Consider the following 13736-nt stretch of genomic DNA (forward strand, 5'->3'; position numbering starts at 1 on the left):
GGGGTTCATGCCACACCCCCTGCCGCGCCTTTTCCTAGATAGGCCTCAATCACCCGGGGGTTGCTGCGGATCTCCGCCGGAAGCCCCTCGGCGATTTTGGAACCGTACTCGAGCACCGCGATCCGGTCCGAGATGCTCATCACCATGCTCATGTCGTGTTCGATCAGGACGATGGTCAACCCCAGCTCCTTACGCAGCTTTTGCACGTCTTGTTTGAGCTGGTCGGTTTCTTGCGGGTTCATCCCTGCGGCGGGTTCGTCCAAAAGCAGCAGCTTGGGCTCGAGCGCCAGCGCTCGGGCGATCTCCAAGCGGCGCTGTTCGCCGTAGGGCAGGTTGCGGGAAAGCTCCCCGGCGCGGTGGGCCAGGCCCATGAACTCGAGCAGCTCCATGGCCCGGGCTTTGGCCCGCGCCTCTTCGCGACGGAAGGCGGGGGTGTGCAGGATAGAGGCCAGATAGGAGGTGTGGGTGTGGATGTGGTGGCCCACCAGCACGTTCTCCAGCACGGTCATGGCCCCGAACAGGCGGATGTTCTGGAAGGTGCGGCCTACCCCTTTGGCCGCCACCTTATCGGGGGATAGGCCGGTAATCTCCTCGCCATCCAGGAGAATTTTTCCCGTATCGGGGGCGTAGATGCCGGTGAGTAGGTTGAAAAATGTGGTCTTACCCGCACCGTTGGGGCCGATCACCGAAAAGATCTCGCCGGGTCTGACCTCGAGGCTCACGTCGTTGACCGCCAGCAGCCCGCCAAAGCGCTTGGAAACGCCCTGCACCGAAAGGGAGTAACCGCGTACCGCGGAAGCGGAGGTAAGGGGCACGCTCATGACTTCTCCTTGACTTCCTCGGCCTCGAGCTGGTGCCGCCGCTCGGGGATGAGCCCTTCGGGCCGGAAGATCATCATCAGGATCAGCACGATCCCAAACACCAGCCGCTCGTACTTGGCCGGTTCAAACTGGTTGGGTAGGTTGGCTAGGTTGAAGCCTAGCACGGTCGCCCCGCTCTGGCGCAGGGTGTTGAGGTACTCCGAGAAGCTTTTGAGGAGATCGATGTTGAGGATGGTGAGGGCCGCCGCTCCCAGGATGACTCCAGGGATCGAACCCATCCCCCCTAGCACCACCATCCCCAGGATGGTGATCGAGGCCAGCAAGGTGAAGGACTCCGGGCTCACGAAGGTACGCTGCGCCGCGAAGATCACCCCCATCGCTCCGGAAAAGGCCGCCCCGGTGGCAAAAGCCAAGAGCTTGGTACCCAGCATGGGGATGCCCATGGCTTTAGCCGCCGTTTCGTCCTCGCGGATGGCCACCCAGGCCCGGCCAAAGCGGGAGTTGCCCAAGTTGACGTTCACCGCGACCACGATGCCGATGACCACCAGTACCAATAGGTAGAAGAATAGCTGGTAGTCGGTCTTGGCGTCCAAGTGGACCCCAAAGAAGCTCATCAGGCTGCGAAACCAGTCGATGGGGGGGCGCTCCACCGGAGTGATGCCCTGGGGGCCGTTGGTGAGGTTTACCGGGTGGTCGAGGTTGTTGGCCAGCACCCGCACCACCTCGCCCAGCCCCAGCGTTACGATGGCCAGGTAGTCCCCTCGCAGCCTGAGGGCGGGCAGGCCGATTAGGACCCCGGTGATCGCCGTGGTGATGATGGCAAGGATCATGAAGAGGTAGAAGAAATTCCCGTTTAGGGGAAAGCCTCCGGCGGTGAACTGGTTGGCCTGAGGTGAACCAAAGATGGCCCAAGTGTAGGCCCCGATGGCGAAGAAAGCTGCATAGCCTAGGTCCAGGAGCCCGGCCATCCCCACCACCACATTGAGACCCAGAGCCATCGCGGCGTAGATGCCAATCTGGATGCCCAGCTCGAAGAGGAAGGAGTTGGTGAACCCCGCGATGGGGACAGAGAGGAGCAGGATGGCTGCCCCTAGGAGTCCTTTGATCCATCCGGGGATACCGGGGATGGTGATGAGGGAGACCAGCACCGCTAACAGGCCGATGAAGAGCAAATCCCCCCCGCTCCCGCGGGCCAGGCCCAGGGTAAAGCCCAGGGTGAGGAGGGCCAAAGAGAGGCTTCGCACCGTTACGGAAGCCCGCAGGTAGGCGACGATCCCTACCGCTGCGATGGCGACCAGCCCGCTCAGGAAGTTAGGGGCCAGCAGCAACAGCAGCAGGGAAACCGCTGTCGCCCCCAGCACCAGGCCGTTGGCAAGGTTTTTGTTCATACCTTCTCCTTGACCACTTGGCCCAAGAGCCCTTGGGGCCTGAACAGAAGCAGCAGGATGAGGATCAAGAAAGCGATCACGTCCTTGTATTCGGTGCCGAAGTTACCGTTGGTGAGGGTGGGCATGTAAGTCCCGGCCAGGGTCTCGAGCTGGCCCAATACCAAGCCCCCCACCATCGCTCCGGGAATGTTTCCGATCCCACCCAGCACGGCGGCGGTAAAGGCCTTGATGCCGGGTAAAAACCCTACGTAGGGGGAGATGGTGGTGTATTGTACCGCGAAGAGCACCCCCGCTACCCCGGCTAAAGCCCCGCCAATCAAGAAGGTGCGGGAGATGATCTGGTCGGGATTGATCCCCATGAGGGCGGCGGTGTTCATGTCCTGGGCGACGGCGCGAATGGCGGTTCCCAGCTTGGTGTAGTTCACCAAGTAGCTAAGTCCCAGGAGCATCAGGATCGAGACCACCACCAGGATGATGGATTTGAGCTGGACGAAGACCCCCGGAAGAGCAAAGGATTGCTCGAGGGCGGGCAGGCTGGTCATGCGCAGGAAGAACTCGTTGTGCCAGATGGCTTCGATCAGCCGCACCAGGTCTTGTAGCACGAAAGAAACCCCGATGGCGGTGATCAGCGGCACCAGACGATTGGTGGTGCCCCGTTTGCGCAGGGGGCGGTAGGCCAACCGCTCGACCCATACCGCCACCGCGCCGGAGACAGCGGCGCCCAGCAGCAAAGCGATCAGGAGCAGGAGCAAAGCGTTGGGGATTACCGGGGCTAGATAGCGAAACGCTTCCACGCCGGTTACCGCGCCGATCATAAAGATCTCCGAGTGGGCGAAGTTGATCAGCTCGAGCACCCCATAGACCATGGTGTAGCCCAAGGCGATCATGGCGTACACGAACCCGAGCAACAGCCCCTCGAGGAACACCTGCGGCAAGAGCTGCAACAGAGCATTTAGCAAGCGAGGCCTCCTTTGTCTAGACCGGCAAGTTTCATTCACGGATGATAAACGATTATAGCCTGGTTTGGTGGGCCAGATTGGGAAATATCCCGTCAGCCACTTTTAAGGGGTGGCCCGGAGGCCACCCCTTAAAGCTTTCGCCCTCTCAGCGTAGGGCCGGGGCCGGGACGGCGACCTTCTTGAGCAGCTTGGCGTGGGCGTATACCCCGTCCTCCATGTAGAGCACAAAGTAGTCGGCCACCTTGATGTCGCCCTTGCTGTCGAACTCGATGTCCCCGGTGAGGCCCGAGAGCTTGACCTTGCGGACTTCCTGGGCCACCTGCTTGACATCGGGCTTCTTGCCGCCGTTGGCCTTGATGGCCGCCTCGATGGCGGCGATGATCACGTTGGCTGAGTCGTAGGCGTAGATGCCGAAGCCCTCGATCTTTTTATTGAACTTCTGCTCGAAGACCTTAGCCAAAGCCGCCGCCTTGGGGAACTGGCTTACCGGACCGGCGACGGTGGTGAAGTAGGTGTTCTTGGCCGCTGCGGTCCCGGCCAGGCGCTCGTACTCGGAGGAGTCGAGGCCGTCGCCGCCCATTATGGGGGTGGTGATACCCCGCTCGCGGAGCTGCTTGGCGAAGGGGCCGATCTGGTCGTAGATGCCGCCAAAGTAGATCAGATCGGGCTTGGCGGCCTGGATCTGCACAATTAGCGGGGCAAAGTTGCTCTTCTCCTCGGTGCCCACGAGCTGCAGTACGGTCCCGCCGAGGGCCTTGAAGCGCGCGGCGAAATTCTCCGCCAAGCCCTGGCCGTAGGCAGTCTTGTCGTGGAGCACGAAGGCTTTGGTCACTTTGAGGTCGCGGTAGGCGAACTCGGCGCCGGCCGGGCCTTGTACATCGTCGCGCCCGCAGATCCGGTTGACGTTGGGCAGGTTGCGGTCGGTGACGCGGGGGTTGGTGTTGGCGGGAGAGACCATCACCAGCCCGGTGCGGGCATAGACCTCCGAGGCGGGAATGGCTACGCCGGAGTTGAGGTGGCCTACCACCCCCAGGATATCTTTATCGTTGATGATGCGGTTGGCGTTGGCCACGCCGGTATCGGGGTTGGCTTGGTCATCGTAGGGGGCGAGCTGCAGGTCAAAGCCCATAGCCTTGAACCGAGCCTGGGCCTCTTCTACAGCTACCTGAGCCCCCAGCTTGATCTGCTCGCCCAGGGCCGCTTGTCCGCCCGACAGCGGCGACTGGGTGGCGATCTTGATCACGTTGGACTGGGCCGAAGCCAGCCCTAGGGCCAGTGCGCCAATTGCGACGATAAGGGTTTGCTTCATGCTGATTCCTCCACCAACTTTGAACGCATCGTCACTTCCCTGACCATTATGGTGTATGACGGAAAGAGGTTCTGGGCCAAAGCAGTTACTCGCTGCGCTCGCGTTGCGGGCTCATTCTATACAGGTTGTCTGGCTTCTTGTCAACGGCGTTAAGCGCCTTTGCGCGATCAAAACGTTTCCTTGGCTGACTGGTCAGTTTTTCCGGGTGGAACGCCTCGCGCCTTTGTGGGTAAAAGGCTGTTGCTGGACGGCTTTTCCCCCACCCACCGAGATTGCTGGCCGGGCCCAGGGTACCCCCGCACGGCCAAGACCAGCCTGGGCTTCCCTTTTGGCCTTAGCCCAGGGTAAGCTAACAAAGCACAACCCGCTGGCTGTTGTCAGGGCAGGCATATTTATGCTAAGCGCCTCATATGTTATTGTGTTGCTATTATGCGCACGGACGTGACCATTATCGGTGCCGGGCCAGCGGGACTTTTTGCGGCTTTTTACGTGGGGATGCGCAACCTTAGCGTGCGCCTCATCGACCCCCTTCCCGAACCCGGCGGCCAGCTTTCCGCCCTCTACCCCGAAAAGTACATCTACGATATCGCTGGCTTCCCTAAGGTCTTGGCCAAGGATATCGTGGCTAATTTGACGGCACAGCTCGAGCCCTTCAAGCCAATCTACAGTCTGGGTGAGCGGGCGGAGAAACTTGAGGAAGACAACGGTGACTTCGTGATCCAGACCTCGGCAGGCCACAGCTACCGCACCGGCTCTATCGTGATTGCCGCGGGGGTAGGGGCTTTTGAGCCGCGTAAGATCGGCTGCCCCGGCGAGGCCGATTTCGCGGGGCATGGAGTTTATTATGCGGTCAAAAATCCCGAGGAGTTTCGGGGAAAACGAGTGCTCGTCGTGGGGGGCGGGGACAGTGCGGTGGACTGGACGCTAGGGCTTAAGGACCGGGCCCACGTCACCCTCATCCACCGCCGGGATAGTTTCCGTGCTCATGGGGCTACGGTCAACCAGCTGCGGGCGGCTGCCGAGGCCGGGGAGATTCGCCTTCTCACCCCCTACGAGATCAGGAGCATCGAGGGGGATGGCCGGGTGCAGCGGGCCACCATCTTCCACAACCAAACCAAGGAAGAGACGGCGCTCGAGCTAGATGCGGTGATCATACTGGCCGGGTACCTCTCCAAGCTAGGGCCGCTGGCCAGCTGGGGCCTCGAGCTCGAGGGCAACAAGATCAAGGTCAACTCCAAGATGGAGACCAGCCGCCCTGGCATCTTCGGCTGTGGGGACATCGTTACCTATCCTGGCAAGCTTCCGCTGATCGCCCTGGGCTTCGGGGAGGCGGCGATCGCCGCCAACCACGCCGCGGCGTACGCCAACCCGGCCCTCAAGGTGAACCCCGGGCACTCCTCAGAAAAAGCCGACCACGTCCCAGCCCTGGTAGAAAAAGCGGTCGCCGAGATCTGACCCCTTGGGCGGCCAGGGGGAAGCGTTTTGCTAAGCGCAGGTTCCTCTGCGAGGCGTGCCCGGCCGGACAACGCCGCCAAATTAGGCCCCAGGGGCCACCCCCCCTGGGGCTTTCGTGTCGTGTCTTCTACGCGCCCACGAGCGCGCGGGGGTTCGCCACGTAAGCCGGACGCTCCACCCCGCTCTTAGGCTCGTTGAGGATGGTAATGCGGCCCTCGACCTTCGGTTCCCAGGTGGGCTGGGTACGCAAGTAGTCGAGGAAGCTCTCGGCGTCGGAGAAGCCGGTATCCACCCGGTACCCCTTGGCCGCCTTGAGGCTATCGAACCCGTCGCCGCCGATGGCCATAAAGTTGTTGACCACGGTGCGGTACGTTGCATTCGCATCGAGCGGCACGTACTGCCCACCCTGAAGCACTTCCACCTTGGTGATCCGGCTGCCGGCTGGCTTGGAGAGATCAAAGGTGTAGCGCAGCCCGGCCACCCCGGAGAGGAAGCGTCCAGCCCCTTGCTCCCATTGAGAGACGCCGTTCTCCAGGGCCGCTATAACCTCGCTTCCCTTGAGGTCCATCACCACCAGGGTGTTCCCGAAGGGCAGCACCTCGTAAACCTTGCCCACGGTGATCGGCCCGGCTGGAATGGTCGCCCGCACTCCTCCGCCGTTTTGCAGGGCGATCACCGTTCCTGCGCTACGGGTCTTCCACAGCATGGCGTCGGCGATGAGGTTAGAGAGGTTGCTCTCGCGGCGGCGCACCACGGTGCGGTCACCCTGCAAGTCCACCCGGGCCTGGGCCACTACCTGAGTCTGTAAGGCGGCGATGGGCATCGCGTACACCTTGAGGGCCTCGAGGGCGAAACGCTCCTCGGGGATGTCGGCGGCGATCAGAATCGGGCGACCTTCGTACCGGACCAGCTCGCCGGCTTGGTTCCACTCCACCTTGAGCTGGCCCACCACCTTGGCCCATTCCCACGCCTGCACGATCAGCACGTCCTTACCCTCGGGATTCTTGACCACCGTGGGGTAAGGGCCAGCCGGTTGAAGCTCCTTGAAGTCGGGGAAGCTGCCCAGGAGGGTATGGGAGTGGCCCCCCACGATGACCTGCGCCCCTACGATCTTCTTGGCTAGCTCCTGATCCTGTAGATAACCCAGGTGAGAGAGGATCACGATCTTCTTGACCCCCCGGCTCATCAGCTCCACGATGGCTTTTTGGGCGGCTTGGGCCGGATCGGTGAAGGTCACGGTGGGGCCGGGGTTGGCGATAAAGGCGGTGTCAGGGGTGGTCAGGCCGATGATCCCGATGTTCTCTCCGCCCACCCGCACCACCGCGTAGGGCCGGATCTTACCCGCCAGCCTGGGCTCTTTGGAGACGTCGGTGTTGGCGGAGAGAATGGGGAAGCGAGCCCCGTCCACGAAGGGCTGGAGGCCCTCTGGCCCGTTGTCGAACTCGTGGTTGCCGATAGCCATAGCCCGCACCCCCATGCGGTGCAGAAAGTAGCGATCGGCCAGGCCCCGGTACTGGTTGAAGTAGAGGGTGCCCTGGAACACGTCGCCGGCGTGCAAAAAGAGCACGTTGCGCTCCGAGGCCCGGAAGCGGTCGAACAGCGAGATCACCCGAGGAAAGCCCCCTAGGGGCTGGTTCGCTTTGCCTCCCAGGGTGAGCAGGGTGGGCTCGAGGTGGGCGTGGGTGTCGTTGGTGTGGACGATGGTGAGGGAGAAGCTTCCGCTCGAGCTTCCCTGAGCCCGCACCACACCGGCGGCGGTCAGTCCCGTGATAAAACCCGCTTTGAGCAACTCTCTCCGATGCATGGTTCCTCCTCGCGCCCTATCATATCGGGTCGGCGTTCAGCCGCGGGTCAGGGGGAGGCCCCGCAACATCGCCCCGGGGGATTCGAGTAGACTGGCCCCATGAGACAGCTTCTGCTCGTCCTGAGCCTCTTGGGAACGGCCCAGGCGCAGTTGCTGAGCTTTACCCCGGTGGTTCGGGGTCTCCAGCAACCGCTATGGCTGACCTACGCTCCAGGGGATGGGAGCCGGATGTTCGTCCTCGAACAGGCTGGGCGGGTGCGCTTGGTCCAGGAGGGCCGGTTGCTTCCAGAGCCCTTTCTCGACGTGAGTGACCTCGTCTCTTGCTGTGGCGAGCGGGGGCTTTTAGGGCTGGCTTTTCACCCCGACTACCGGCAAAACGGGTGGTTTTTTATCAACTACACCCGGCGTGCTGACGGGGCCACGGTGATCGCCCGCTACAAGGTTTCCAATAACCCCGACCGAGCCGACCCCAGAAGCGCCCAAATCCTCCTCACCATCGAGCAACCCTACGCCAACCACAACGGCGGCATGGTCGCCTTCGGGCCAGACGGTTACCTATACATCGGCGTGGGCGACGGCGGCGCCGCAGGGGATCCGCAAAACCATGCGCAAAATCTAGGAAGCCTCTTAGGTAAGATCCTTCGGATCGACGTCAGTAAGTCGGAGGGCAACCGCCCATACGGTATCCCTCAGAGCAACCCCTTTCTCAACCGCCCGGGAGCCCGTCCGGAGATCTGGGCCTACGGGTTGAGAAACCCTTGGCGTTTCTCCTTCGACCGCGAGAGCGGTGACCTGTGGATTGGGGACGTAGGCCAAGGTCGTGTCGAAGAGGTGGACTTCCAGCCCGCGGCCAGCAAGGGTGGGGAAAACTACGGTTGGCGGCTGAAGGAGGGCCGCCAGTGTTATACCCCTTCTTCCGGCTGTGCGCGGGAGGGGCTGGTAGACCCAGTGCTCGAGTACGACCATTCCCAAGGCAACTCCATCACCGGCGGCTACCGCTACCGCGGCCGCGCCATGCCCGCCCTGAAGGGAGCCTATATCTACGGGGACTTTGGCAGCGGGCGGATCTGGGCAGGCCGCGAGCAGGCGGGAAAGTGGACGGCCCAGCTCCTTGCCCACACCGAGTACAACATCAGTTCGTTCGGCGAAGACCTCGAGGGAGAGCTATACGTGGTGGACTACCGCGGGGCTATCTACCGGTTGGGCTCGAGGTAAATGCCCCCCGCGGGGGTCTTTTTCCTGTCCTCTATACTGAGGCTGCCATGCCGCAGAGCAAGTCCGACATCTTGAGCATCTTGCGCGGGGAACACGTGCGCTTCCTCCGGTTGCAGTTCACCGACATCCTGGGGCTCAACAAAAACGTGGAAGTCCCTGCCTCACAGTTTGAGAAGGCCCTGGACGGCGAGATCATGTTTGACGGCTCCTCCATCGAGGGCTTTACCCGCATCGAGGAGTCCGACATGCTCCTCAAACCCGACTACGACACGTTCGTGGTCTTCCCCGACGAGCTGGAAGATCCTCGGCGGGGACGGGTAGCCCGGCTGATCTGTGACGTCGCCAAACCCGACGGCACGCCGTTTGAAGGCGATCCTCGGGGGATCCTCAAGCGACAGGTCGCGCGCTTGCAAAAACTGGGTTTTGATAACCTCTATGCCGGGCCGGAGCCGGAGTTTTTTCTCTTTACCCGCACCCCCGAAGGCCTGCCCACCACCGAGACCCACGACGCCGCGGGATACTTCGATCTAGCCCCTATCGACAAGGGGGAGGAAGCCAGGCGGGATATGGTAAACGTGCTGGTGGCGATGGGCTTCGAGATCGAAGCCTCTCACCACGAGGTCGCCCCGGGGCAGCACGAGATCGACTTCAAATACACCGACGCGCTCAAGGCTGCCGACAACATCACCACCTTTAAGTTTGTGGTCAAGCGGGTAGCGCTCAACCACGGACTTCACGCCACCTTCATGCCCAAGCCCATCGCCGGGATCAGCGGCTCGGGAATGCACATGCACCTCTCGCTTTTCAAGGGCAGAGAAAACGCCTTTTTCGACCCTAAAGGGCAATACCAGCTCTCCAAGACCGCCTTGCACTTCATCGGGGGGCTGTTGGAGCATGCCGATGGCATGGTGGCCATCACCAATCCTCTGGTCAACTCCTATAAACGCCTCACCCCTGGCTACGAAGCCCCCACCAACATCGCCTGGTCAGCCTCCAATCGCTCGGCCATGATCCGGGTACCGGCTCGGCGTGGGGTGGGGACCCGGGCCGAGTTGCGCATGCCCGACCCTTCCTGCAACCCGTATTTGGCCCTGGCGGTGATGATCGGTGCCGGTCTGGACGGCATCGAAGGGCGTATAGAGCCACCCCCCCCCATCCAGCGCAACATCTACCAGATGTCGGTGCGCGACCGGCGCAAGCACCGGGTGCGCGAGCTACCTGGGACGCTGAGAGAGGCGCTCGAGGCCTTGCAAAAAGACCGGGTGGTGCGAAATGCCTTGGGGGAACATGCCTACGAGCACTTCCTGCGGGCTAAGCGCATTGAATGGGATTCCTATCGCATCGCTGTGCATCAGTGGGAACTGGATCAATACCTAGCGGAGTATTGAGGTGGTCATGCGTTATACCGCCCTGCGCAACTTGCGCGGATTTCACAGCGGTTCCTCCCAGCGGTAAGGGCTGATGGCTATAACCCTTCCCCCTTCGAGCACCAGCTCGGTGGCGTGAAAGCAGGCCTGCCCTTCGGCTGCCTTGAAGCGCTGAGGCCGGGCGGTGAGGAAACGGGCCAAAAAGCTCTCGACCTCCCCTCCGATGATTGAACGGTAGGTCCCGGTCATGCCCACGTCGGTTTGATAGGCGGTGCCTCGAGGTAAAAATCCGGCGTCCGAGGTAGGGATGTGGGTATGGGTGCCTAACACCGCACTCACCCGACCGTCCAGGTAGAAGCCCAGCGCCATCTTCTCGCTGGTGGCCTCGGCATGCACCTCAACCAGCGAGTAATGGGCGGAAACCTCTTGCAACAACCGGTCCATTCCGCGGAAAGGGTCATCCAGGTCCTCGAGAAACACCCTTCCCATCACCTGTGCCACCAGCAGGCTTTGCCCGGAGTCTTCGAGCAACCAATGCCCCTTGCCCGGGGTTCCTGGCGGGTAGTTGATGGCCCGGATGATCGGCTCGGTCTCGATCAGTTCAAACACGTCCTTGTGATCCCAGGCGTGGTTTCCCAGGGTGAGGAGGTCCACCCCGGCCTCCCGCAAGCGCTTGTAGGCGGCCCTCGATAGCCCTTTGCCCCCCGCGCTGTTTTCGGCGTTGGCGATGACGAAGTCGTAGCGGTTACGGATATCGGGAAGGTGTAGGGCGACCGCCCGCAGGCCGGGCTCGGCAAAGACGTCCCCAATGAACAAGACGCGCATGGAGATAGCTTACCGCTACCGCATTTAGCTGCGGGCCTCAGGGTAGATCGCCCGGAGCTCCTCCCTCAAAGCTTCCAGTCCGTCCACCGGCAAGCGGCAAGCACCCCTGCGGCACACATAAGCCCTCCCAACTGCACGCTCCCTCAACACCGGTAGCTCGCCCGGCTGGCCGATGGCCAGGGTGGTGAGGGGAAGGAACAGAGCTTGCGCTTCTCGGGCCAGGCTCGAGGGCATGGGCAGGGCTAACTCCGTTCCCTCGGTATCGAGAAGGTGCGCCAGCAGCAGGCCGGGAAGGGCTGAGGGGCTTCGGGCCAAGTCCTGGGTGTAAAAGCCGATGGCCCCGCGGGCCACCTCGGCCCAGTCCTCGAGCTCGTAAAGGGCTGCGAGGCGGATCAGAAGCTCCGCCGCGGCGGAGTTCCCCCCCGGATAAGGCCCGTCGAAGGCGTCCTTGGCCTTCAAGGGGAGCCCCTTGCTCGCGGGGGAGTCGAAGAAACCTCCCTGAGGGTCGCGGAAGTGGGTCAGGATGCCCTCGGCGAGCGTTCGGGCGGCCTCGAGCCACTCCATCTCCCCGGTCGCCTGGTAGAGTTCCAGCAGCCCCAGCCCGTAGCCCGCCTGATCGGAGAGGTAGGCCTCGGGGCGCAGCTTCCCTGCCCGCCAAGAGTGCCGCAGCAGCCCGTCCTTTAGCATGCTCCTCAGCACGAAGCGGGCGTTGGCTCGAGCGGCTTCGAGGTAGACCTCCTTTTGCAGTATGCGGCCTGCCTCGGCGAAGGCACGTAAAGCGAGCCCGTTCCAGTCGGCCAGGATCTTGTCGTCGGTAAGGGGGGGGACGCGCCTTTTGCGACGCTCGTAGAGGCGGGTTCGCACGCTTTCTACCCACTCCGAATAGGCGCGAGGGCTCAGGCCCAAGGCCTCACGTAGAGCTTCGTCGGGGAAGCGGCGCTCGAGCACGTTCACCCCATCCCAGTTCCCCGCCTCCGACACCCCGAATAGCCGGGTGGCCGCCTCGGCGTCATGGCCTAGCACCTCGCGGAACTCGGCCTCGCTCCAAACGTAGAACTTTCCCTCCACCCCTTCCGAGTCCGCGTCCTGGGCCGAATAAAATCCGCCCTCCGGATGCCGCATCTCGTGCAGCAAGTAACCTAAAGTCTCCTCGGCTACCTGGCGGTAACGCTCCTTGCCGAAGAGCTTGTAGCCTCCCAGGTAGATCCGGGCTAGCTGGGCGTTGTCGTAGAGCATCTTTTCGAAGTGGGGTACCCGCCAGATGCCGTCCACGGTGTAGCGGTGAAACCCCCCGCCGACTTGGTCGTAGATGCCTCCTTGGGCCATCTTGTCGAGGGTGAGCTCGAGCATGCTCCCGCTCAGCGGGTTGCCTTGCCAGGCCAAGGCCAAAAGGTAAATCAGCACAGGGCTCTGGGGAAACTTGGGTGCGCCCCCAAAGCCGCCATGGATGGGGTCGTGAACCCGGGCGAGCTCCCCTAGGGCTTGGGCGTGGAGGTTTTGGGGCAGCAGTCCACCCTTGGGAACGAGCAGCCGTTGCAGGTGCTGGGTGAGCTCCTCTGCCGAGCTCTGTACCTCGCGTCGGCGGTTGCGCCAGGTGGCGGCTACGGTAGAGAGCACCCGGGCAAAACTGGGCAGGCCAGCCCGGTCCTCGGGCGGAAAGTAGGTGCCGCCGTAAAAGGGCTTGAGGTCAGGGGTGAGGAAGAGGTTCATGGGCCAGCCCCCTGAGCCGGTGAGGGCTTGCAGGGCCATCATGTAGACGTGGTCCACGTCGGGGAGTTCTTCGCGGTCTACCTTGATGGGTACGAAGGCTTCGTTGAGCAGCTGAGCAATGCGCGGATCCTCGAAGCTCTCTCGCTCCATCACGTGGCACCAGTGGCAGGTGGCGTAGCCGACGGAGAGAAAGATGGGTTTGTCCTCGGCCTTCGCCTTAGCAAAGGCCTCCTCGCCCCAAGGGAACCAGTCCACCGGGTTGTGGGCGTGCTGCAGAAGGTAGGGGCTGGTCTCGAGAGCTAAGCGGTTGGCCATTCATCTACCCTACCGACTTTGCCGTGGAGCAATGGTGGTTTAGGTAGGGGGTCGGCCATAAAAAACGCAAACCCCCGGGGGCGGGGCTTGCGGCCCGAGGTTTGGGGGTTATGCGGTCTTGGGACGCTGCAGGAAGCGTACCAGGAAGTAGATGGCCGCTACGATGATAAGCGCGGGGACCGCAAGCTTGAGGAGCGCCCAGATGATGCCTGAAACAGCCAGCAGCACGCTGCCCAAAAAGCGGAAGACCCAGCCGCCCACCCACAGCACCACCAAAGCGGCGACTGCGATCAACAGCCCGAGCACAATCCACTCGAGGATATCCTGAAGCGAGCGTTCGTTGTTCATAATCTCAGGATACCACGCTAACTGCGGGCCACCGGTTTGGCCGATACAATAGGGTGTGTCCTGGATTTAGGCAACTAGGCTGCAGTAGGGAAAGCGCCGTGTCGGACGGCGTGGAAAGGTGTGACGGGGCTGTGGGAGAAGAACCGCGAGCGGACCAGGGCCTTAGCGCTCGCTCCGGATTCGCTCCAGTGGGCCCCGGTGATCTTGAGTCTTTGGCCGA

General features: G+C 62.5%; 11 protein-coding genes. 3 read left to right on the top strand and 8 right to left on the bottom strand.

The genetic code is table 11. From position 1 onward, the window contains the following. Positions 1–5 precede the first annotated feature (5 nt). The 4 genes from DNA98_RS12665 to DNA98_RS12680 all read right to left on the bottom strand — a co-directional run bounded on the left by DNA98_RS12665 (position 6) and on the right by DNA98_RS12680 (position 4477). The gene (locus DNA98_RS12665) at positions 6–821 is read right to left on the bottom strand and encodes an ABC transporter ATP-binding protein (RefSeq protein WP_110531267.1); all 816 of its coding nucleotides are present in this window, start codon (positions 819–821) and stop codon (positions 6–8) included. Beyond that, the gene (locus DNA98_RS12670) at positions 818–2209 is read right to left on the bottom strand and encodes a branched-chain amino acid ABC transporter permease (RefSeq protein ID WP_174720045.1); all 1392 of its coding nucleotides are present in this window, start codon (positions 2207–2209) and stop codon (positions 818–820) included. The genes DNA98_RS12665 and DNA98_RS12670 overlap by 4 nt, the downstream gene beginning before the upstream one ends. Beyond that, positions 2206–3168, bottom strand: a complete 963-nt coding sequence (locus DNA98_RS12675; RefSeq protein WP_110531269.1) for a branched-chain amino acid ABC transporter permease — start codon at positions 3166–3168, stop codon at positions 2206–2208. The genes DNA98_RS12670 and DNA98_RS12675 overlap by 4 nt, the downstream gene beginning before the upstream one ends. Before the next feature lie 145 nt (positions 3169–3313). Further along, positions 3314–4477 (bottom strand): branched-chain amino acid ABC transporter substrate-binding protein, encoded by a 1164-nt coding sequence (locus DNA98_RS12680; RefSeq protein WP_110531271.1) that lies wholly within the window; start codon positions 4475–4477, stop codon positions 3314–3316. A gap of 426 nt (positions 4478–4903) precedes the next feature. Between DNA98_RS12680 and DNA98_RS12685 the strand changes: the two genes are divergently transcribed. Next, a complete protein-coding gene (locus DNA98_RS12685; RefSeq protein WP_165364090.1) occupies positions 4904–5932 on the top strand; it encodes an NAD(P)/FAD-dependent oxidoreductase in 1029 nt (342 codons plus the stop codon). A 127-nt stretch (positions 5933–6059) separates the two neighbouring features. Here DNA98_RS12685 and DNA98_RS12690 read toward each other — a convergent pair whose 3' ends face one another. Next, the gene (locus DNA98_RS12690) at positions 6060–7736 is read right to left on the bottom strand and encodes a bifunctional UDP-sugar hydrolase/5'-nucleotidase (RefSeq protein ID WP_110531275.1); all 1677 of its coding nucleotides are present in this window, start codon (positions 7734–7736) and stop codon (positions 6060–6062) included. A 99-nt stretch (positions 7737–7835) separates the two neighbouring features. On the opposite strand from DNA98_RS12690, the gene DNA98_RS12695 reads away from it, so the two are divergent. Then, positions 7836–8951 carry a sorbosone dehydrogenase family protein gene (locus tag DNA98_RS12695; protein ID WP_110531277.1) on the top strand — a complete coding sequence of 372 codons (1116 nt, stop codon included), beginning with the start codon at positions 7836–7838 and terminating at the stop codon, positions 8949–8951. 47 nt (positions 8952–8998) lie between these two features. Further along, a complete protein-coding gene (gene glnA / locus DNA98_RS12700) occupies positions 8999–10339 on the top strand; it encodes a type I glutamate--ammonia ligase (RefSeq protein ID WP_110531279.1) in 1341 nt (446 codons plus the stop codon). 42 nt (positions 10340–10381) lie between these two features. On the opposite strand, the gene DNA98_RS12705 is transcribed toward glnA, so the two are convergent. From DNA98_RS12705 to DNA98_RS12715, 3 genes are all read right to left on the bottom strand, one after another. Continuing rightward, positions 10382–11143, bottom strand: a complete 762-nt coding sequence (locus DNA98_RS12705; protein WP_110531281.1) for a TIGR00282 family metallophosphoesterase — start codon at positions 11141–11143, stop codon at positions 10382–10384. Positions 11144–11167: 24 nt separating this feature from the next. Further along, positions 11168–13168, bottom strand: coding sequence for a thioredoxin domain-containing protein (locus tag DNA98_RS12710; RefSeq protein WP_110531283.1), 2001 nt, complete (start codon positions 13166–13168; stop codon positions 11168–11170). A 108-nt stretch (positions 13169–13276) separates the two neighbouring features. Next, positions 13277–13516, bottom strand: a complete 240-nt coding sequence (locus DNA98_RS12715) for a hypothetical protein (protein ID WP_110531285.1) — start codon at positions 13514–13516, stop codon at positions 13277–13279. Positions 13517–13736: the final 220 nt, after the last annotated feature.

Source organism: Meiothermus sp. Pnk-1, assembly GCF_003226535.1.
Lineage (GTDB): Bacteria > Deinococcota > Deinococci > Deinococcales > Thermaceae > Allomeiothermus.

Coding starts and splice junctions, on each gene's coding strand:
- DNA98_RS12665 (WP_110531267.1), bottom strand. CDS start 821: ATGAGCGTGCCCCTTACCTCCGCTTCCGCGGTACGCGGTTACTCCCTT.
- DNA98_RS12670 (WP_174720045.1), bottom strand. CDS start 2,209: ATGAACAAAAACCTTGCCAACGGCCTGGTGCTGGGGGCGACAGCGGTT.
- DNA98_RS12680 (WP_110531271.1), bottom strand. CDS start 4,477: ATGAAGCAAACCCTTATCGTCGCAATTGGCGCACTGGCCCTAGGGCTG.
- DNA98_RS12690 (WP_110531275.1), bottom strand. CDS start 7,736: ATGCATCGGAGAGAGTTGCTCAAAGCGGGTTTTATCACGGGACTGACC.
- DNA98_RS12695 (WP_110531277.1), top strand. CDS start 7,836: ATGAGACAGCTTCTGCTCGTCCTGAGCCTCTTGGGAACGGCCCAGGCG.
- glnA (WP_110531279.1), top strand. CDS start 8,999: ATGCCGCAGAGCAAGTCCGACATCTTGAGCATCTTGCGCGGGGAACAC.
- DNA98_RS12705 (WP_110531281.1), bottom strand. CDS start 11,143: ATGCGCGTCTTGTTCATTGGGGACGTCTTTGCCGAGCCCGGCCTGCGG.
- DNA98_RS12710 (WP_110531283.1), bottom strand. CDS start 13,168: ATGGCCAACCGCTTAGCTCTCGAGACCAGCCCCTACCTTCTGCAGCAC.
- DNA98_RS12715 (WP_110531285.1), bottom strand. CDS start 13,516: ATGAACAACGAACGCTCGCTTCAGGATATCCTCGAGTGGATTGTGCTC.